The sequence below is a fragment of the Nitratireductor sp. XY-223 genome, assembly GCF_004959855.1.
Lineage (GTDB): Bacteria > Pseudomonadota > Alphaproteobacteria > Rhizobiales > Rhizobiaceae > Hoeflea_A.
Genome location: NZ_SPNT01000003.1, coordinates 348,950 through 367,397, shown reverse-complemented (window position 1 = coordinate 367,397; position 18,448 = coordinate 348,950). Strand labels below are relative to the sequence as shown.

Annotated in this window: 22 protein-coding genes and 1 tRNA gene; 8 read left to right on the top strand and 15 right to left on the bottom strand. The window is 61.3% G+C overall.

The genetic code is table 11. The annotated features are described in order from the left end of the window. Positions 1-5 precede the first annotated feature (5 nt). A complete protein-coding gene (locus E4M07_RS13300; protein ID WP_136658831.1) occupies positions 6-425 on the top strand; it encodes a hypothetical protein in 420 nt (139 codons plus the stop codon). 139 nt (positions 426-564) lie between these two features. Continuing rightward, complete coding sequence (locus E4M07_RS13295; protein WP_136658830.1) at positions 565-774, top strand: hypothetical protein; 210 nt, start codon at positions 565-567, stop codon at positions 772-774. 24 nt (positions 775-798) lie between these two features. On the opposite strand, the gene E4M07_RS13290 is transcribed toward E4M07_RS13295, so the two are convergent. Continuing rightward, complete coding sequence (locus E4M07_RS13290; protein ID WP_136658829.1) at positions 799-1,563, bottom strand: isocitrate lyase/phosphoenolpyruvate mutase family protein; 765 nt, start codon at positions 1,561-1,563, stop codon at positions 799-801. A 262-nt stretch (positions 1,564-1,825) separates the two neighbouring features. Here E4M07_RS13290 and E4M07_RS13285 point away from each other — a divergent pair. Continuing rightward, a tRNA-Pro gene (locus E4M07_RS13285) sits at positions 1,826-1,902 on the top strand. Positions 1,903-1,942: 40 nt separating this feature from the next. Here the strand turns inward: E4M07_RS13285 and E4M07_RS13280 are convergent. Together E4M07_RS13280 and E4M07_RS13275 are read right to left on the bottom strand one after the other, a co-directional pair. Beyond that, positions 1,943-3,025, bottom strand: a complete 1,083-nt coding sequence (locus E4M07_RS13280) for a glycosyltransferase family 4 protein (RefSeq protein WP_136658828.1) — start codon at positions 3,023-3,025, stop codon at positions 1,943-1,945. A gap of 675 nt (positions 3,026-3,700) precedes the next feature. Beyond that, entirely contained in the window at positions 3,701-4,348 is a 648-nt protein-coding gene (locus tag E4M07_RS13275) for a hypothetical protein (protein WP_136658827.1), read from the bottom strand. A gap of 257 nt (positions 4,349-4,605) precedes the next feature. Here E4M07_RS13275 and E4M07_RS13270 point away from each other — a divergent pair, with 257 nt between their 5' ends. The 3 genes from E4M07_RS13270 (at position 4,606) to E4M07_RS13260 (ending at position 6,576) form a co-directional block, all read left to right on the top strand. Further along, positions 4,606-5,157: a phage tail tip lysozyme gene (locus E4M07_RS13270; RefSeq protein ID WP_136658826.1), complete on the top strand. Its 552-nt coding sequence runs from the start codon at positions 4,606-4,608 to the stop codon at positions 5,155-5,157. 136 nt (positions 5,158-5,293) lie between these two features. Continuing rightward, on the top strand, positions 5,294-5,743 hold the full coding sequence (locus E4M07_RS13265) for a hypothetical protein (RefSeq protein WP_136658825.1): 450 nt from the start codon (positions 5,294-5,296) through the stop codon (positions 5,741-5,743). 68 nt (positions 5,744-5,811) lie between these two features. Beyond that, positions 5,812-6,576, top strand: coding sequence for a metallophosphoesterase (locus tag E4M07_RS13260; protein WP_136658824.1), 765 nt, complete (start codon positions 5,812-5,814; stop codon positions 6,574-6,576). 12 nt (positions 6,577-6,588) lie between these two features. Here the strand turns inward: E4M07_RS13260 and E4M07_RS13255 are convergent, their stop codons facing one another. The 4 genes from E4M07_RS13255 to E4M07_RS13240 all read right to left on the bottom strand — a co-directional run bounded on the left by E4M07_RS13255 (position 6,589) and on the right by E4M07_RS13240 (position 10,236). Further along, on the bottom strand, positions 6,589-7,452 hold the full coding sequence (locus E4M07_RS13255) for a dienelactone hydrolase family protein (RefSeq protein WP_169054209.1): 864 nt from the start codon (positions 7,450-7,452) through the stop codon (positions 6,589-6,591). 82 nt (positions 7,453-7,534) lie between these two features. Next, positions 7,535-8,017: a GNAT family N-acetyltransferase gene (locus E4M07_RS13250; RefSeq protein WP_136658822.1), complete on the bottom strand. Its 483-nt coding sequence runs from the start codon at positions 8,015-8,017 to the stop codon at positions 7,535-7,537. Between the two features lie 11 nt (positions 8,018-8,028). After that, on the bottom strand, positions 8,029-9,198 hold the full coding sequence (locus tag E4M07_RS13245) for a cytochrome P450 (protein WP_136658821.1): 1,170 nt from the start codon (positions 9,196-9,198) through the stop codon (positions 8,029-8,031). Between the two features lie 150 nt (positions 9,199-9,348). After that, positions 9,349-10,236 carry a class I SAM-dependent methyltransferase gene (locus tag E4M07_RS13240; RefSeq protein ID WP_136658820.1) on the bottom strand — a complete coding sequence of 296 codons (888 nt, stop codon included), beginning with the start codon at positions 10,234-10,236 and terminating at the stop codon, positions 9,349-9,351. Between the two features lie 217 nt (positions 10,237-10,453). Between E4M07_RS13240 and E4M07_RS13235 the strand changes: the two genes are divergently transcribed. Then, on the top strand, positions 10,454-10,990 hold the full coding sequence (locus E4M07_RS13235) for a ricin-type beta-trefoil lectin domain protein (RefSeq protein ID WP_136658819.1): 537 nt from the start codon (positions 10,454-10,456) through the stop codon (positions 10,988-10,990). Between the two features lie 98 nt (positions 10,991-11,088). Beyond that, entirely contained in the window at positions 11,089-11,346 is a 258-nt protein-coding gene (locus E4M07_RS13230; RefSeq protein ID WP_136658818.1) for a hypothetical protein, read from the top strand. Here E4M07_RS13230 and E4M07_RS13225 read toward each other — a convergent pair. From E4M07_RS13225 to E4M07_RS13190, 8 genes are all read right to left on the bottom strand, one after another. Further along, positions 11,343-11,942 carry a class I SAM-dependent methyltransferase gene (locus tag E4M07_RS13225; RefSeq protein WP_136658817.1) on the bottom strand — a complete coding sequence of 200 codons (600 nt, stop codon included), beginning with the start codon at positions 11,940-11,942 and terminating at the stop codon, positions 11,343-11,345. The two genes, E4M07_RS13230 and E4M07_RS13225, sit on opposite strands and share 4 nt — an antisense overlap. Before the next feature lie 7 nt (positions 11,943-11,949). Next, positions 11,950-13,791 carry an adenylate/guanylate cyclase domain-containing protein gene (locus E4M07_RS13220; protein WP_136658816.1) on the bottom strand — a complete coding sequence of 614 codons (1,842 nt, stop codon included), beginning with the start codon at positions 13,789-13,791 and terminating at the stop codon, positions 11,950-11,952. A gap of 132 nt (positions 13,792-13,923) precedes the next feature. Further along, on the bottom strand, positions 13,924-14,478 hold the full coding sequence (locus E4M07_RS13215) for a MerR family transcriptional regulator (RefSeq protein WP_136658815.1): 555 nt from the start codon (positions 14,476-14,478) through the stop codon (positions 13,924-13,926). A gap of 152 nt (positions 14,479-14,630) precedes the next feature. Next, the gene (locus E4M07_RS13210) at positions 14,631-14,954 is read right to left on the bottom strand and encodes an integration host factor subunit alpha (protein ID WP_136658814.1); all 324 of its coding nucleotides are present in this window, start codon (positions 14,952-14,954) and stop codon (positions 14,631-14,633) included. Between the two features lie 142 nt (positions 14,955-15,096). Further along, positions 15,097-16,068 (bottom strand): beta-ketoacyl-ACP synthase III, encoded by a 972-nt coding sequence (locus E4M07_RS13205; RefSeq protein WP_136658813.1) that lies wholly within the window; start codon positions 16,066-16,068, stop codon positions 15,097-15,099. A gap of 2 nt (positions 16,069-16,070) precedes the next feature. Further along, positions 16,071-17,126, bottom strand: coding sequence for a phosphate acyltransferase PlsX (gene plsX / locus E4M07_RS13200; RefSeq protein ID WP_136658812.1), 1,056 nt, complete (start codon positions 17,124-17,126; stop codon positions 16,071-16,073). Positions 17,127-17,295: 169 nt separating this feature from the next. Further along, complete coding sequence (locus E4M07_RS13195) at positions 17,296-17,844, bottom strand: DUF177 domain-containing protein (protein WP_136658811.1); 549 nt, start codon at positions 17,842-17,844, stop codon at positions 17,296-17,298. Further along, positions 17,837-18,379, bottom strand: a complete 543-nt coding sequence (locus E4M07_RS13190; protein ID WP_246660445.1) for a ubiquinol-cytochrome C chaperone family protein — start codon at positions 18,377-18,379, stop codon at positions 17,837-17,839. Before E4M07_RS13190 ends, E4M07_RS13195 begins: the two co-directional genes overlap by 8 nt. Positions 18,380-18,448: the final 69 nt, after the last annotated feature.

The window sequence follows — 18,448 nt, the reverse complement described above, 5'->3', positions numbered from 1 at the left end:
CCCGGATGAACAAGACGATTCCCGCTTCGATCCCTGTCCGCATTTCCAAACGGGAAAGAGGACGCTGGCTGCGCCAGAAAAGGCGGTTGATGGAACTGCTCGGTCAGCTCGACTGTCCGCCGGACAGGGTGCAGACGGAGTTGATCAATCGTCATCTGCTGCGGCCGATCCTCAAATTGTGCCGGCGCCGCGCCAGCAAGTACGCCTACCCGTCGGCGCTTCAATACCACGCCAAGGCCGCTCGGCTTTGCCTTGAAAGGATCTCCAGCGGCAATCCCGACATCGCCCGCATGGAGTTCCAGCGCCTCAAGACGCACTTCCATGCCAGCGTCAGCATGATCGACGCCATGCTCGAGAATGCGGAAACGGCGGGTATCGACGAGTTCGCGAGGGCGTTCGCCGGACGCGTGCCCAACTTCACCTGACAGCCGCTGTCCGAGAACCAAACAAGAAAGGACAGCGAAATGCCGGTGGCAGCCCATATCGCGCCGGGCCGCCGTCGGCCATGCCGAGCGCCAATCCGGGCGCTCGGCAATGCCCCCGAAATCCAGGAAAGGAAATGCCATGATCCCGGGAGAAACCGTCGCGTATATTGAAGAGGAACTGCTGAGGGTACAGCAGGAGATCGACCGGCGCCGACCGCGCCGCAACGAGATCCTGCGCTTCAACGACCTGAAGAGGATCGACGAGCTGCGCGCCCGCAAGAACCGTCTTTGGATCCAGCTTCAGGAAGCCCTGTCGGGCAGCACCGCGAACCAGCCGTCCGCCGGCTGAAACCCTGCCCGATGTCAGATCGGCCTAGCCGCTGATCGCCGAATAGCGGTCAGCGACTGCCTTGACCGCCTCCCGGTACGGACCCGGCCCGTAACTGATACGGGCAACGCCGAGACCGGCAAGGGTCGTTAACGTGGGTGCATCCGGCATCATCATGATGTTCACCGGCAACGCACTAGCCTGGCAGATCGTGTTGATCAGGTCCGGATCGACCAGGCCGGGCACGAAGAAACCGCTTGCGCCGGCGCGCGCGTAAGTGCCCGAGCGCTCGATGGCTTCATCGACCAGATCCGCGTGCCGTCCGCGGTCCTGCTCCTTCAGGAACAGATCGGTGCGCGCGTTGACGAACAGCGGCACGCCCGATGCCTCGCCCGCGCTGCAAACGGCCGCGATCCGCTCCGCCTGCCTGGCGGCATCGTGGAGCCCTTCGCCGCCGACGACCTGATCCTCGAAATTCACGCCGATGGCGCCGGCCGCGACAATGCGCCGGGTGTTTTCCTCAATTTGCGCCGGCGCTTCGGCAAAGCCGCCCTCGAAATCGACGCTCAGCGGCACATCGACGGTCGCGGCAATGCGCTCGACGATCGTCACCAGTAGGTCCAGCGGCAGGGCCTCACCGTCGCGATATCCCTGGGCCGCTGCCACCGACCAACTGCCGGTGGCCACCGCCGCCGCGCCCGCCTTCTCCACGGCACGCGCGCTGCCGGCGTCCCAGATATTGTAAAGCACCAGCGGGTTACCCTTGATATGAAGGGCAGCAAAGGCCCCGGCCTTGTCGGCTTGCGACATGATCTCGTTCTCCGTCTGAGGGGCCGTTGGCGGCCATTGCAATTTTTAAACGCCGATAAAACGTATCCCGGACATGATCCACGTAACCGGAACAGCGCGGCGGCGACCAGGACTAAATCGCATCCGGCAATTCACCTGTCCACCCGATTCCTGATCCCGACCGATCCAATGCCGGCGCTTGAGCGGTTGCTCTCCGCGTTCAAATTTCCGCTTGCGCTGCCGATATCAGGGGTCTAAGGAATTCAGGCCTAAATGGGCAGGTCGGAGCGTAGCGCAGCCCGGTAGCGCACTACACTGGGGGTGTAGGGGTCGTGGGTTCGAATCCCGCCGCTCCGACCAATTTTACGAAAACACCGTCATTCGTTTCGCAAAACAGCGTTCAGCCGTTCCTCGCCGCCTGTGCGTCCGTTACGCCAAGTACGTCCCCGATCTGCTCGAATATCAAACTGGAATAATGGTCCGCTGCCCGTTGGGCGCCTTTCTGATAGGCTTGGTAATCGGCCGCGACCGCGAGAATCTTCTCGGCAAATTCCCTGTCGCTTGCCGCCGCCTCCGCATTGCCCAGCGAAAGAAGTTCCTGGTTGGCCATGCCGCGGCTGTAGACAATGGGCTTTTGCGCGAGAACGCCGTCCAGGATTATGCCGGAGCCGCTCAAGTCGTACCGCTTTGTGCTGTATGGCAAAAGCAATATGTCGACGTCGCCGACGAGCTGCTTGAAAGCGTCCGCGGGCATTCCGCTCGACAGGTACTCGATCGTCACGTCGGGATTTTTTCGGGCGCCGAGCCAGCTTCTGAGCTCAAGGACCAGCCTGCGTGCGCGTTTGCTTCTGACCGCCTGGTAGACAAAACGAAACCGCAGCCTTTGCCCGCTTTCAGCAGCAACCACGCGCAGTTGGTTCAAAATGGCCGGGACGCGGTAGCTGCCCTTCTCCGCCCTCTGGCGCCCCAGCACGCCGATTTTGAACTCGTCGCCGGGATGCCGTGAATCGGCTTCCGGCCTTTCCCTGTCCGGTATGAGCGTGCACGGCAGCATAAACCCGCCGGACACCGGAATCCCGTAGTGGCGTTCGATATGGGCTCGCAGTTCGGCCGTCTCCGTCAACAGGCCAATCTCGCCGGAAACGCAAAGACGGCGCAGCCTTTGCAGCAGCGCTTTGTCGATTTCCGCCAGGATCGCGTCGCTGAGTATGCGCAGCTTGATCATGGGGAACGTCGACGGCTGGTTTTGCTCCTTCAGGAGGACGGCGGCGGATATCGCTTCCACGCCGGCAGACGGCGCCAGAATGAGATCGGTTTTTTCGGCCCGCAGCTCGTCGAGCGTCCGCTTTATCGAATCTGCAAATGCCTGATACTGCTCCGGCCTGCCGACGGCGTTCGATCCGACGACCCTGCGTTTGCGTCGCTTCCTTTCCGCGGCGTATCGATCCACAGGTAAAACGGGAAACAGATTGTCGTTATCCAAATCATCCGAAAGCCTGAAACCTTCACGCGTTAACGTGAATACTTCACAGTCCGGCGACAATTCCTTTATCGCTCTTATTTGCGTGTGTTCGTGACCGTCCAATATCGCCAGTTGAGGCTCGACGACAAAAATACGTTTCTTCGGCATGGCGGCATTATTATTGGCATAGAACAAATTACACAAACGTACATTGCGTTTTGCCCGCTAAACTTTTCTTGCGGCCACAAAAAATCGATAATTATCACAAAATATCCGCGCGTTAGTGCACTTTGCTACGACTGTTGCAAAGCTCTATTGGCCCGGTGAGGAACTGGAAAACGCGCGTGGGAATCCGGCGGAACTACAGACTGCGCGCATTGGGGATACAAACTTCGTTTGTATCCCCAAGTCGGCACCGCAATCTTCCGGGGATTCGCGCCTCTCTCCCGAAAAACCGCCCAGCAACACCGCCCGATCCACCTCGTCTTCAATTCCTGGCAGGAGGAATTGCGAGACATTCCCGATGCCGAGACGAATTGGTCCATAAGCGCCAGGATGCGGATCTGTTGCACCAATTTTATTACTTTCTGTGATTAATAAATGCAAGCGCGGGCGGGATCGCGCGCCTGCAATTCGGGGTCAGACTCGGCTGTTGAGCCTCGGAAAGGTCGGGGATTTCCGCGAAACCAAGCCGCGTCAATTGCGCGACAGGAAATCGAGAAACCGGTATCCGTTGTCCGCCTTGAAATCGAAGGCATCCACAAACAGCGCGACATCTTTGGCCTGAGCGGGCAGCGAACCGGATTTGACGTTGACCGTGTAGGTGGCATTCGAACCCTTCAACTCGGCACTCAGGATTTCAACCACCAGGGGTTCCGCCAGCTTGAGCCCGGCTATGGCAATGGCGGCGCTGGGCGGGTCGGCCTTGAATCCGTCCTGCCCGCCGTCTGCCCAGAGCCCTACGAAGTCCTCGTTGCTCACAAATCCCGCATCACGCACCGGCCTGTCGGTAAAGTAGAATGTAGACGGCGCCAGGTTCCTGAGTGTCAGTTTGTCGTCCTTGAAACGGAGCGAGCCGGCTTGCTGGACAAACAGATAGGCCGGTTCGATGATCGCGGTGCCGGGCTGCTTGCTTTCGCCCTTCAGCGCATCACCGGTTTCCCGGACGCCCTTTTCAATCGCCTCCCCGGTCTTGTCGACCCCCTTTCCGATCGCTTCCCCCGTGTCCTGCAGCGCTTTTCCGATTCCCTTCAGGACCTGGGCCTCGGCCAGGTCAATTGTTCCGGCGGCAAGCGCTACCGCACATGCCAGTGCGGCTATTCGTCTGAAAATGCGCAACTTCATTGATCAACCCTCGATGAATTTACTAAAACTGGCCGGTTGTATTTGGCAACGGGACTATAACCAAAGGGGTTGTCGCCGACCACAACAACGGCGATCGTCAAAACTGTGATATTTTTGCAAATCACGCCCGGAAAGACCGCATGACGCGCCGCCGCGGCGCGTTTTGCCACAAATCCAACACAATGCCCGCATTTTGGACTGCGCGAATTCGCGTGGCATCGCCGCGTTAGGCCCGTAACGACAAGTCAGACCCAACAATGAAGTATCAAATTCTCGGCCTCGCCGCTGCCGCGCTCATGCTCGCGGCCTGCTCTTCCACCATCGCGGAGGAAAAGCAGAAAACCGCAGTGCCTGCCACGCAACAATCCGGCGCGGTACAATTCGCCGAACTCAGCGGCTACAATGCCGCACAGACAAAGATCGCGAACAAGATCACATCCCGATTTGCCGCCGCGGGTTACGGGCGTCCGCAGCAGGTCGCAGCGGTGTCGGTCGCGATCCGCGAATCGACACTCAATCCGAAAGCGCACAACCGCGGCTGCAACTGCTTCGGGCTGTTTCAGATGAACCGCAGCAACGGGCTGGGACGGGGCCACTCCGTGGCCAACCTGACCAACGCCGACTACAACATCTCATTGATCCTGAAAGAGGCAGGACGGTTTCCGAGTTTCAAGACCGCCCGGACCGTTGACGAGGCGGTCAGTGTCTTTGTTCGCAATGTCACGCGCCCGGCCAACAAGCCGAAGGTGGTTCGCGCTACCATCGGAACCGCCCGAAAGGTGGAAAGATCGGCGAGCGGACCCACATAGGCACTGCCCGGCGTGCGTTAAGCAAACTTGTCGATAGCGCCCCGCGCCATCCAATTAAGACAAGACAGGCCTTGAGGAAATGCAGTAGGTTGCAGACCTGTAAGTCCTGTCGTCCCTAAAAGTACAGGGAACCACTATGCTGCGTATTCTCGTCGACTTCCTTTCCGGCATCATCCGCGTACTGGCGGTCCTGTGCATTGTCGGCGGTCCGGTTGTCGGCTACATACAGTCCGCTGAAATGGACGCCCAGCCTTGGGAAGGTGCGCTGATCGGCTTCGCCGCGGGATTCCTGGTCGCCGTTGTTGTCGGCGGCCTGCTGGCCAGCATCATACTCATAGAAAACCACCTGCGGGTACTCGCCGACGCGCAGAGCACAAGGGACAAACAGCCGGCGGCGGCCGAAAAATCCGCGGAGGAAAGTGCCATCGAACGGGCGGAACGCATTGCCAGTTACGCACGACAGTATCGGTCCCAGATCCCGCAGCCGGCGGCAGCGTCCGCCGATCAGGCCGGACCGGCCGCGGCACCGGCTGCAGAGGCGCCGCCGGAGAACGGCACGGACCAGGCGAAGACCGGCTCCAGCTGACCGTGCCGGTACCGGGGCGACATTGACCTCAACCGCAACAGGCGGGATCCCCAGGGACCCTTTTTGAGATGCGGGTATTCGCGATCTCCGATCTGCACGTCGACTACCGCGAAAACGGCCGCTGGGTGGACGCGCTGTCACTGGCCGACTTTACCGACGATACGCTGATCCTGGCCGGTGACCTTTCCGACTCGCTGGATCGCATCGAGAAGAATCTCGCGCTTCTCTCAACCCGTTTCCGGCAGGTTCTTTATGTGCCGGGCAACCACGATCTGTGGGTGTTGCGCGACAAGGGCATTGCCGATTCCCATGAGAAGTTCCGCCACGTCCAGAAGGCCGTCCGAAACGGCGGCGCATCGATGCAGCCGGTCGACTGCGGCAAGGCGTCTATCATCCCGCTGCTTTCCTGGTACGACTACTCGTTCGGCCAGCCGTCCGACGAACTGAGGCGGCGATGGATGGATTTTCGCGCCTGCCGGTGGCCGGACGGTTCGGGAGACCGGGACGTAGCGCAGCACTTCATCGCGCTGAACGAACCGGTGCCGCGTCCGTCAAGACCGGTCGTCATAACCTTTTCCCACTTCATGCCGCGTATCGACCTGATGCCGTCCTTCGCGCCTCCGCGTGCGCGCATGCTGTTTCCGGTGCTGGGCACCGAACTGCTCGATGAACAGATTCGCCGGGCCGGTGCCTCGATCCATATCTACGGCCACAGCCACATCAACCGCCGGACGGTGCGCGACGGCGTTCTCTACGTCAACAACGCCTTCGGGTATCCCAACGAGTCCCGGTTCACGGCCAAGAAGCTCCTGCGCATTTACGAGGAATCGTGAGCGAAACCCGCTTCAGTCGCTCATGTGCCTGCCGAAAAACTCCGGAACGACATCCAGCGCATCTTCGCGGGCTGCCTGGTCCGTACCGATCAGAGGCAGCGATCCGTCCCGAAGCCTCGGCCCGGACCTTTCCTGCAACCGGACATTCGGCGCATCGAAGCTGTGGACGGCATTCCGGTACAATTTGATTTCCACGGGCTCGCCACGCTCGCGTGCGGCTTCGATAAACGACCGGCAGGCGTCCGGATCGGTCCAGTTGTCACGGGCGCCGAACAGGACAAGCAGCGGAATACCGGTAGACCAGCTTTGCGGCTCGACCGCGGTAAACGGCCGCGACTGGAGCCGGTCGCTGCAGGCGCTCGGATATAGGGCGACAGCGGCGCGAAAATCGTACGCGGGCGCCGGCACGGGGCGGCCAATGCTCGGGTCGACAATCGTCAGAAGGACAATGCCGCCGCCCTGCGACCAGCCCATAAGACCGATCCCGTCGGGCTGTATCGACGGCAGGGACTGGAGAAAGCGAAGGGCGCCATATGCGTCAAAGGGACGTTTGGCATAGACGATCCTGCGCGCCGCGCTTGAGCCGCAGGTGGAGGCAAGGCCCCTGGGGGTGGCGCTGTCGACGATCAGGACCGCGTAACCAGCCTCGTTCAGGTGCTGTGCCCATGTCGAATAGACCGGCGAGAGCCCGCCGCCGAATCCCGTTCCGCTGCACCCGTGCAGGAACACGATAGTCCGGTGCGGCGGATCCGTGGCGGGTTCAAGCAACCGCGCGGTGATCCGCGTTGTTCCGTCGAGGCTGTCGAACGAGACGTTTTCCGCGGCCGTCGTCCGGACCGCCGTCAATACCAGCAATATGGAGACGATCAGACACAACGGCGTCCTGTGCAATACGTGCCCGAGTCCGGCACGATGGACAGGCCGGTTGCCAATACGGACCGCCGTGCACATTCCGTTTTCAATCCAGGCGCCGCCGGTAGACCGTAACCGGTCCGCGCAGCGACGCCTCCTGACGCAGGGGCTGCCAGCCCTTTTGCGCCGACAGGAAATCACGGGCATCGGTTGACGTGAAAAGCGTATCGAAACCAAGCTCGCGGGCCCGATCCTCGATCACCGCGACAAGGCGCGAGCCGATCCCTTGGCGGCGGCGGGGCGCAGCGACCAGAAAAGCGGAAAGCCAGGGTCCCTCGCCCGGCCGGCTGCCGACCGATGACGGTCTGAGAGCAATTGTTCCGACCACAGTCTCTCCCGCATCGACCGCCACCAGCGCTGTCGGCAAACCGTCGCGCCTGCAGCAATCGGCAAGATCGCTCTTTGCATCGCCAGGTCCGGCCGCACCGTAGTAGGGCTCCCACTCGGCCACGAACCAGCCGGCAAGCAACGGAATGCATTCCGGCAAGTCCGCCAGGTGAAAGATGCGAATCTCGTTTTCGCTGTCCATCGCCGCACCGGTCACAGAGACCAGACCGCCGGCAGGTTGAGCGGCCCACGGAAAGCCCAGCTGCCGACCCGGACGGCATCGTCCGGATCAAGCCGCAGACCGGGAAGACGCTGGAAGATCACCGGCAGTGCGACCTCGGCCACCATTGTCCGCGAGGCTGCTGCGCCGGCACAGAAATGCGGGCCGGCGCCGAAGGGAATGCTCTTTTGCGTATCGCGGGTCGCATCGAAATTTTCGGCACCATCGAAGAAGCTCTCGTCCCGGTTGGCGGACGAGAACATGAAGAAGATCCGCTCTTCCGGGTCGAACTGCACGCCGCCGAATTCATAGGCCTTGGCGACCCGGCGCGGCGACATGCCGATGGGCGAGATCCAGCGGCAGTATTCCTCGAACACCTGCTGCCAGGTCACCTTCCCGTCCTGCAGCAGCGCCATCTGGTCGGGATGGGTCAGCAGCGCCCAAATGCAGCCGGCGATGGCATCGCGCGGCTCGTTCTGGCCGCCGGAGATGGTCAGCTTGACGTTGGCGCGGATGCTTTCCATCGCCATCCCGGCCTCCAGCATCACCGACAGCAGGCTGCGGTCTGGGTTGTTGCGCACCACCGGCAGCATGTCGTCGATCGCCGCATCAATGCCGGCGGTCGCCTCGTGGCACCGTCTTTCGACTTCCGGATCGCCGATATAGTTGGAGATGCCATCGATCATGGCCTGGCTCCAGGCGTCCATGTCCTCGAAACGCATATTGACCAGGCCGGTCATCGACTTCAGCGACTGCGCGGAGAGCGGCATGGCGTAACGTTCGACCAGTTCCGCGCGGCCGTCCGGGAGCAGCGCGTCGAGGATCGCATTGGCATGCTCCTCAAACCGGGCCTTCCAGACATCGCGCACGGCGCGAACCGATACGGCGGGATAATAAAGCTTGCGCTCCGACATATGCGCCTCGCCGTCCTTGCGCATCATGTTCTGACCCATCAGGACATTCATCAGACCGCCCGGCTGATCGGAAGAAAACACCTCGACATTCTTCTCGCAGGTGAAGATGTCGTCGCGCCGGGTGAAGAGCGTCGCTCCGAGTTGCGGGACATAGGCGATCGGCGCCTCGTCCCGCATTCGGGCGAGATCCGGATAGGGATCGGACCAGAAGGTTTCCGGATCGATATCGTAATGCGGGGCGGTTGACATGGCATCGACTCCCGTCAGGTCAAGGACGTCCGCGCATTAAACAGCCGTTACGTGCGGCCATCAACGGTTTCCTTGCCGAGCCGATACCCGGATTTCGAGATCCGGGCCTCCCAGGATGTTCCGCGGTCACGACCGGACGCTGCGCCGGAGCTAGCGGTCCTTGAACACCGTCAGGTAGTCCTGGACCTGGACCAGCGGACGCCTCGGACGCCAGAACCTGTCGATGACGAATTCGATGATCTCGACGCGCTGGTCGACGTTGAACCGGTGCCCGTCCGGGTAAAGCAGAATCATCCAGACCACCGCCATGTAGCGCTCGAAATTGTCGACCCAGAAACGGACCTCGCTCGACTCGGACGAAATCCGCGCGTTCCTGAAGGTCGGATGCACGGCGAGTTCGTCATGCAACCGCAGGAGATCCTGGTTGGTGCCGGAACCGAAGAATTTGTTGGTGAAGTGATTGTAGAGCCAGGTCGTCGTTCCCTCGCGCTGTTCCCGGGCCGACATCATCGCCAGATGCATGGCGCCGGTGGGCGCGAGCACGCCCTCGTAGAGCGAACCGACAAGCCTCGGCCAGTTCGCCTTGTCGCTGTAGTAGAGGCAGTGGTGCAGCGTCAGCAAATCAAAACGCCGCCCGCCGAGTTTTGCGGCCATGGTCAGTTCCGCGGCGTCGGCATCGCGGAAATCGGCATTGAAGTCGCCCTGTACCAGCGATACGCGGTCGAGCATCTGACGCTCTGTGCGTTCCCGGACGACGGCCAGCGCGGCCGGGTCAATGTCGTAGAGGCACAGACCGCCCCGGAAAGTCGCTTCGAGCAGTCTGAATTGCGGTTCATCGCCCGATCCTATGGAAAGGGCGGAAAGGTCGCGGTCGGGCGGCGTCAGCCGGTGCAGTATGCGAATGGCGCGCATGAGACTCGCCGCCACATCCGGCTTCTCGTCCGCGTGGCGCGCCCAGATCTTGTTCTTGCGGAAGATGCGCGATTCCGCCACCTGGAGCCCGCGCTCGATCAACATGTCGTTCGTCGTGTTCAGCATTCTACAGCCCTTTCGGTCAGGGGCCTCCCCAGGGCCTTCCTTGCGTCGCCTCCTGTCATGTGGCGACCCGATTATGTCCTTTAAAGCCTCGTTTCCGGCGCAAGTGCCGATTAAGAAACGATTCCTGTAGGCAATTCGTATTAGAGGCGGCGCCTGAGGGATGAAAACCCTGCCGCCCGTACACACTTTCGGGGCATAGATTGCTGAAGGAGCTTCCATGTCACCTACCAGCACCCAAACGACCATTGCGCTAGCGGCCCTGTTTGCGCTGCCGCCCGTCGCCCATTCCGCGCCGCCCGATCTGCGCACCCCCGCACCGGTGATCCACCTTGCTGACAACCTGGATGAGAAGGACCGCCTCGGCTATTGCATCGACACGGTCGGGCGCGGTTTTTCCGACCGCCTGCACGCCCACTCATGCAAACCGGCCGGCGGTGACGTGCAATTCTCTTTTGACGTCGTGTCCGGACAAATCAAATCGGCGGCATACGAGAACAAGTGTGCCGAGCTCCTGTCGGCACCGGCAGCGGGCGTCGGGCTGGCATTGCTGGATTGTTCAGACAGCCCTCTGCAGCGATTTGAATACGTCGACGCAACGAAGGCGTTCCACCCGGGGGGCAGCACGGAACTGTGTCTTTCGGCCGGCGCCGAAAGCCGGTCGGCCGGACCGTTCATGTCACGCGACCTGCTGCTGCAGGCCTGCGACGGGACGGAGCCCGGCCTCAGGCAATGGGATATCAGGGGGAACCCCTAGCGGACGCTGCCTGCGCGCCTTTGCCGGCCGATTTGCGCCGCAAGGCGCCTTTGATAAAATCGCCACACGCATCAGATCAACAAAACACCGAGGAATACATGCCCCTTAAAGCCATAGCAATGAAGGCGGTCGACGAAATCAGCGCGGCAGCGCCGTCCCTTTCCGAGGCGGACCGGACCGCGATCGCGAAGATCGTCGAAAAGGCCGTCGTCGATGCCGCGGTCAGCGCGTCGCAGCGCTGCGCGCATATTGTCGGCTCGCACTTCGAACACGAGGAAGACAAGGCGCATCAGCTCGCTGAACGCCTCAAGCGGGAAGAAACGGCACTGGTCGCCAATCTCATGGGCCTGCGCTAACCGGCCCTTGCCGTAGCGGTCAGGGCAATCCACGGTTCGACATTGCCCGCCAGTCCCGGATCTTCGCCGGTGACGATCCGGTTGACGAGGAATCCGGCGTCCGTGAGATGGCCCGACAGTTCGTCCTGCGAATAATAGGCATAGTAGCGGTCAAGGCGGTCCCGCGCCTCGCCGCTGCCCAGCTTCATGCCGATGTGGAATATCCCGCCGGAAACCAAAGCGCGGTGAAGCGCGCGAAGATGGCGCGGGAAGTCGGCCGGAGGCGCGTGCAGCAGGCTGAAATTCGCCCATACGCCGTCATAGGCATCAACAACATCGATTGTTTCGAACGTCGCGACCCTGGCGCCGATATCATGGGTCGCGTTGGCGAGCCGCACCATTTCCGCGGACGCGTCGACCGCGTCCACCTGCAGGCCGTGGTCGCGCATGACGGCCGCTGCATTAGCCGGGCCGCAGCCAAGATCGAGGACGCGGCCATTCGGCCGCACGCGCGCGATAAACTGCGTCAATGTCGCATGCGGCCGGGTGCGCTTCGTCAGGCGGACATAGTCGTCGACGCGCAGATCGTAGGCGGCAATGGTCTTATCGTCAGGCATTGACCGGTCAGACCTGTTTCGCCGTTTCGGCGACCGCCGGGGAGACATCCGCCGGCGGCGATTTTTCGCCGACGAGCCGATACACCTCGACCGGCTTGGACTTGCCCTTGACCGCGAAGTTGCCCACCGGGGTGAACTCAAACCCGGCGCCGGCCTCGGCGACGATCTGTTCGCTGACGAGGATGATGGCGCGAGCACCGTCATCGACGCTGTCGCAGAGATCTTCGATGCGGCTTCCTGTGTTTACGGTGTCGCCGACGACTGTGTAGTTTATGCGCCCCGGCGCACCGATGTTGCCGACGATCAGCGGGCCGGTGTGCAGCGAGACTTTGACCCGAAGGTCCGGGCCCGCATGGGTCTTGGCCGCCTCTTCCATCCTTCGCTTTATGGCAAGCGCCGCGCGGCAGGCGCGCGTAGCCTGATCGCTCTGCGCGTCCGGTGCGCCCCAGAAAGCCATCGCCGCGTCGCCGATATATTTGTCGATCGTCCCGCCCTCGGCCTCGATGCACTCGTTGACGATGGCGAAATGGTCATTGAGAAACTTGGCCACCTCTCCCGGCGCCATGTTCTCGGACATTTTCGTGAAGCCGATAATGTCGGTGAACATCAGCGCCAGGTCGCTTTCCGTCGAGGTGACGGCACCGGACCCGCCTTGCGAGATGATGCGGCGGACAAGCGCCCGCGGCACGTAGGTCTCAAAGGTGCGCAGCCCGTCGACCATGCGATTGAAGGCGAGGATCTGGTTGTTGATCTCACGGATGAAGGAACCGCCCGGGATCTGGATGTTCCCGAGTTCGAGATCGCCCACCTGCGCCTCCGCCTTCGACAGCTGGACGATCGGCCGCGCCAGGTACCGCGCCAGAAGGATGCCCAGCACAATGGCGACGATGAGCACCAGGAAGGCTACCGCCGTCGATCCCAGGAGCCGGATGAACTGATCGCCGATGTCGGCGACATTGGCGTAGACGCCGATCCTCCACGGTTGCGGGCTGTAGCCGGAGACTTCCTTGGTCAGGAACAGATAGCCCTGTTCGCCGTATTCGACGATGGCGTTCTCGAAATCGCGGCCGGCTTGCGGCATATCCGTTTCCCGCCTGGGAAAGGCCGCGAGGATCCGGTCGGCAAACCCCTCCAGGAAAAGGAGGTTGAGGATCCTGTCCAGCCGAGAGCGCGGCGCCAGTTCCTGCATGCGCGGATGGGCAAGCACGTGCTGGTTTCCGTACAGGATGAACGCGGTCATGCCGAGCGCACCGCTCGCCTCGTCGACAAGCTTCGACAGATTGGCGACGTCAATGCCGGTAGCGAACGCGCCGACATATTCGCCGTTCCGGTAGAGCGCGGTCTGCAGGTTGATATAGGTCGTTCCGTCGATGGCGACCGGAGCGCTCCAGGTCGGCTGCTTCGGTGCGGTCGCCTCCGTCAGTGCAAGGTCGTCTTGCGAGGCGGGCGGAACCGGGGTCACCGCACCGTCGACATCCTCGAGCGCCACCACCGGCACGCGGTCCTTGTCCCAGATGATCACGCCGGAAACCTGCGGCGAGGGACCGAGCGAACCGAGCAGTGTGTCGCGAAGCTGCTGCTTGTTCGACAGGTCGATCTTGCCGGTCTCGACCAGGTAGACAAAATAGTCCGCCAGTTCCTCGGCGGGTTCCAGATAATCGCGCAAACGGGTCTCGAGGTTCGACATGGTCAACGCCCCCGCCTCGCGCAGAAGTTCGACTGTATTCTTCAAGTTGGCGGTGGCGGTGATGAACAGCACGGTGCCGACGGACACGAGAATGAGCGTGCCGATGGCGGTCGAGAGCAGGACTGTCAGGCTGACGCGGCCGGCACCTCTGAATAATCTCACGCGGAGTTCCCCTGTTTCATTGCACCGTGGCGGACCGTATGTAGGTTGCGAGACCGGCCAACGCAAAGGCGAGTCCCGGCAATGCGGCAATTATCCAATGAAAACAGTGTGCTCCGCAACCGGCTTTGCGGATCAGCGAACCTGGTCCAGTAGCCGCTTGCACTCAAGCAGATCGTAGAGCGCTTCCTGGAGGAGCTCCTTGTCCTCCTTCGACAAAGCGGACCCGCCCTGCCCGCCGCCTGCCTGTGCTCCTGCGACACCGACGATGCCGCGCGGTTGGCCGCGATCGCCCGGCACCTTGGCGTGTCCGACAATCTGGTCATTGTCGAAGCCACCGTCGTCGCCATTGACGGTTGCAGGCTTTTCCGTGGCCTCGGACTTGTTGAATGACGCCAGGGCCTCGGCAGCCGTCACCTCTCCCGAACCGATGGCAACGGCGAATTTCGATCCGTTCTGCTTGAGCAGTTTCTGGACGCCCTTGATCGTGTAGCCGTGGTCGTAGAGCAGGTGGCGGATTCCCTTGAGAAGATCTATGTCGTCCGGTCGATAGTAACGGCGGCCGCCACCGCGCTTCATCGGTTTGATCTGATTGAAGCGAGTCTCCCAAAAACGCAACACGTGCTGCGGCAAATCGAGTTCATCCGCCACTTCACTGATGGTACGAAATGCGTCCGGGCTTTTGTCCATTCTCCTGAAATCCCACAAACAGTAGCAAGCCGCCGCCACCCTGCCGCAAGCCATCTCCCAGCAAGCTCTGCGATTGCGGCAGTATTGAGTCGCATTGCACCGCGCGCGGGCAAAACATGCAAGCGCCGTTGATGCAAAGTGTGTGGATTGATCTAGAGTTTACCGGAGTTCTTGCGCTTCACGTGCGCATCGAGCACACGTTTCTTCAGAACGTTCGATGCTTTGAATGTCATCACGCGCCTGGGCGAGATCGGAACCTCCTCGCCGGTCTTCGGATTGCGGCCGATTCGCTCGTTCTTGTCCCTGATCTGGAATGTCGCGAAAGAGGAAAGCTTGACGCTTTCGCCGCGGACAATGGCATTGCAAATCTCGTCTATGACCATTTCGACGAGGGAGGCAGATTCGGTTCTTGAAAGTCCAACCTTGCGGAATACCGCTTCCGCCAGATCCGCTCTCGTGACCGTCTTTCCACCCATTGAATTTCAACCATCCCCGTATTTTTTATCGGGCGACACCCGCAGGCCTCAAACAGTATTGTCGTTAGCAGGCCCGGTCAAGACGTGATTATGTTGCGCCGCATCCCAAGCATATGAAAATCGTGCTTTTTTTGTCACAGTGCTACCAGCGCACCATCACCGCCCCCCACGTGAAGCCGCCGCCCATGGCTTCCAGCAGCACAATGTCGTTCTGCTTGATGCGGCCGTCCTCGAGAGCATCGACCAACGCCAGCGGTATCGACGCGGCCGAGGTGTTGCCGTACCGCTCAACCGTAATGACGACCTTTTCCGGGTCGATGCCCAGCTTGCGGGCCGACGCGTCGATGATGCGCTTGTTGGCCTGGTGCGGCACGAACCAGTCGATGTCATCGGCGCTCATGCCGGTGGCATCGAACACCGATTCAATGACGTCGGTGATCATGCCAACGGCGTGCTTGAACACCTCTCGGCCCTGCATGCGCAAATGCCCGACGGTCTGCGTGGATGACGGTCCGCCATCGACATAGAGCTTGTCCTTGTGGCAGCCGTCGGAACGCAGCTTGGATGCAAGCACGCCCCTGTCCCCGAGACCGCCGGATGACTCGACCGCCTCCAGAACAATGGCGCCGGCGCCGTCTCCGAACAGCACGCAGGTCGTGCGGTCTGTCCAGTCGAGGATCCTCGAAAAGGTCTCCGAACCGATGACCAGCGCGCGCTTGGCCAGTCCGCCGCGAAGATAGGCGTCCGCCGTGGTCAGCGCATAGACGAACCCGGTGCACACGGCCTGCACATCGAATGCCGCGCCGTGGCGCATGCCGAGACGGTTCTGTATGTCGACCGCCGCGGCCGGGAAGGTGTTGTCCGGTGTCGAGGTGGCAACGATTATGAGGTCGATGTCATCGGGCGTGAGGCCGGCCTTCTCAAGCGCCGCCCGCGCCGCACCCTCGCCCAGAGAGCAGGTGGTTTCGTCGTCCGCCGCGACGTAGCGCTGCCGGATACCGGTCCTTTGAATTATCCATTCGTCGGTCGTATCGATGACGCCTTCGAGTTCCTTGTTGGTCACCACCCGCCTGGGCAGACAAGAGCCGTAACCACGCACGACAGATCGGATCATTCTCACCCCTGATTCTCTTCCACGAGTTCACCGTTGACTGGCATTCTTGCGTGAAAGAGCTTTAGATCATCTTCAATCTTGGAAATAAGGTTATTGCGCGCCATGTCATGGGCTACGTCGACCGCCGCCGCGAAACCGTCGGCATCGGTGCCGCCGTGGCTCTTGATGACAATTCCGTTGAGGCCAAGGAAAACACCGCCATTGACCTTGTTCGGATCCATCTTTTCACGCAACCGGTCGAATGCGCTTTTGGCCATGAGATAGCCGATGCGCGCCAGCCAGGTCCGGTTCATGGCGGCGCGCAGATATTCGCCGATTTGCCGGGCCGTGCCCTCGGCGGCCTTCAGCGCGATATTGCCGGAAAATCCCTCCGTCACCACAACATCGACCGTTCCCTTGCCGAGATCGTCTCCCTCGACGAAGCCGCGATAATGCATGCCCGGCAGCTCGCTGACCTTCAGGATCCGGCCGGCTTCCTTCACCTCTTCCTGCCCCTTGATCTCCTCGACGCCGATATTCAGCAGCCCGACGGTCGGGCGGTCGATTTCAAACAGTGCGCGCGCCATGGCCGCACCCATCATGGAAAAGTCGATGAGCTGCTGGGCATCAGCGCCGACCGTCGCGCCGACGTCAAGCACAATGCTCTCGCCGCGCAAGGTCGGCCAGATGGCGGCGATCGCCGGGCGCTCGATATTAGCCATCGTGCGAAGGCAGAACCGGGCCATGGCCATCAGCGCGCCAGTATTGCCGGCGGATACGCAGACATCGGCCTCGCCGTTCTTGACCGCCTCGATCGAACGCCACATGGACGAACGCCAGCGGCCGTGGCGCAGCGCCTTGCTCGGCTTGTCATCCATGCGCACGGCGACGTCGCAATGGAAGAACTCGCTGGCATTCTTCAGTTTCGGGAACTGGTCGAGGAACGGCACGCACTTGTCCTCGATTCCAAAGAGCTGGAAACGCAGATCAGGGTACCGGTCGAGAGATTTGGCGAGTCCTGGAATGGCCACTTCCGGACCGAAATCGCCTCCCATCACATCCACTGACACAGTGATCAATCTAATAGTCCCTCATCGTGCTGCCCGCTCCTGCGACGGCAGCCTTCTCTCCGGCGCGCTGAAAATACTCGTTTTGGGCTGGCTTACAACTGAATTGTCTTGCGGCGCGGTTGGTGTCCAATGTTTCATGGGCAATCACTGCGGTCGGGCGCTGGCAGCAAAGTCCCATTTAATGTCGCTTCCAGCTCTTGAGACCGGCGAACGGCGACGGTGTGTCTTCGGCTTGCTGCGGATCGCCTGGGGATTCGAGAACCGCGCCCTCTTTACGCGGATAAGGATCGATTGCCAATACGATGAATTCCTCGCACACCGCTCCGACGTCGATTGAATCGCCGTGAAACGATTCCGGAATGTCGGGACCTTCGGCGTCGAATACGATCTCGCCGTTCTCGTCGGTCGCAATGCGGGCGAGCTTCGATCCTTCCGGAACGAACAGGGCCTCGACGGCTTCGTCGATCGTCGCCATGACGGGTTCGAGCGTAACGATGCAGCTCTGCTCGATTTCGGCGCGCACCCTGCCCTTTACGCGGACTCCGTCCCGCTTCCAGCGAACAAGCTCCAGTTCTGCAGTCACGGCGTCGACCCGTGTCACGCCCCAGCGTTCGGCCATTGCAAGCCGCTCGCCCGGATCGGCCTCGAGACGGACCGTGACAGGGTTTGCGGAAAGATGTCCGACATTGACGCGATAGCTGAACGTTTCCTTATTGTTTTCAGTCATGTGTTCGTCTTTCCTGCGAAATCGATTCATTGTCCCGGAAGAGGACACCGGCCAGCAGGTCGGCTTCGTTGAAACCGGAGAAATCTGCCTCCATCCGCATGACCGCCTCCGCCAAAGTTGTCAGGTCGCCCGCGCCGACCATCTGGCCGTCCGCCTCGGGCTTCCTGTCCTGCGGATACATGTTGCGACAAAGGGCACGCGCCAGTTCATCGGCATCGCCCTCGTTGAGGGCCGTGCCAACGGATTTGGCGCGCCCGTAGAACATGCGGGCCAGTCTTTTCATGCGCTTGGGAACCGAGTGGTCGCCGATGCCCAGTTCGCGCAGCGAGTGATCCATGTCCTCAAAGAACGCGTCGACGACGTCCTGGGACAATTGCTTCAGCGCCGGGCCGCCGCCATCGGCCCTGCGAAAGAAAAGCACCATGACGATGCTGAGCATCTCGAAACGTCCCATCACGGTGTCCGGAACGTGCATGTGGGCATAATAGTCCGGATTCCTGGCGATTTCGGTCAACTGCCGGTAAAGCCGGTCCACGATTTCCCGATTTTTGCGTTTTCGGCTAAAATACCCGAAGACCATAATTTACCTCTGCTGCCATATTTT

Coding starts and splice junctions, on each gene's coding strand:
- E4M07_RS13245 (WP_136658821.1), bottom strand. CDS start 9,198: ATGTCAACCGCCCCGCATTACGATATCGATCCGGAAACCTTCTGGTCC.
- E4M07_RS13270 (WP_136658826.1), top strand. CDS start 4,606: ATGAAGTATCAAATTCTCGGCCTCGCCGCTGCCGCGCTCATGCTCGCG.
- E4M07_RS13230 (WP_136658818.1), top strand. CDS start 11,089: ATGCCCCTTAAAGCCATAGCAATGAAGGCGGTCGACGAAATCAGCGCG.
- E4M07_RS13295 (WP_136658830.1), top strand. CDS start 565: ATGATCCCGGGAGAAACCGTCGCGTATATTGAAGAGGAACTGCTGAGG.
- E4M07_RS13210 (WP_136658814.1), bottom strand. CDS start 14,954: ATGGGTGGAAAGACGGTCACGAGAGCGGATCTGGCGGAAGCGGTATTC.
- E4M07_RS13260 (WP_136658824.1), top strand. CDS start 5,812: ATGCGGGTATTCGCGATCTCCGATCTGCACGTCGACTACCGCGAAAAC.
- E4M07_RS13195 (WP_136658811.1), bottom strand. CDS start 17,844: ATGACTGAAAACAATAAGGAAACGTTCAGCTATCGCGTCAATGTCGGA.
- E4M07_RS13235 (WP_136658819.1), top strand. CDS start 10,454: ATGTCACCTACCAGCACCCAAACGACCATTGCGCTAGCGGCCCTGTTT.
- E4M07_RS13240 (WP_136658820.1), bottom strand. CDS start 10,236: ATGCTGAACACGACGAACGACATGTTGATCGAGCGCGGGCTCCAGGTG.
- E4M07_RS13290 (WP_136658829.1), bottom strand. CDS start 1,563: ATGTCGCAAGCCGACAAGGCCGGGGCCTTTGCTGCCCTTCATATCAAG.
- E4M07_RS13250 (WP_136658822.1), bottom strand. CDS start 8,017: ATGGACAGCGAAAACGAGATTCGCATCTTTCACCTGGCGGACTTGCCG.
- E4M07_RS13265 (WP_136658825.1), top strand. CDS start 5,294: ATGCTGCGTATTCTCGTCGACTTCCTTTCCGGCATCATCCGCGTACTG.
- E4M07_RS13205 (WP_136658813.1), bottom strand. CDS start 16,068: ATGATCCGATCTGTCGTGCGTGGTTACGGCTCTTGTCTGCCCAGGCGG.
- E4M07_RS13275 (WP_136658827.1), bottom strand. CDS start 4,348: ATGAAGTTGCGCATTTTCAGACGAATAGCCGCACTGGCATGTGCGGTA.
- E4M07_RS13300 (WP_136658831.1), top strand. CDS start 6: ATGAACAAGACGATTCCCGCTTCGATCCCTGTCCGCATTTCCAAACGG.
- E4M07_RS13225 (WP_136658817.1), bottom strand. CDS start 11,942: ATGCCTGACGATAAGACCATTGCCGCCTACGATCTGCGCGTCGACGAC.
- E4M07_RS13215 (WP_136658815.1), bottom strand. CDS start 14,478: ATGGACAAAAGCCCGGACGCATTTCGTACCATCAGTGAAGTGGCGGAT.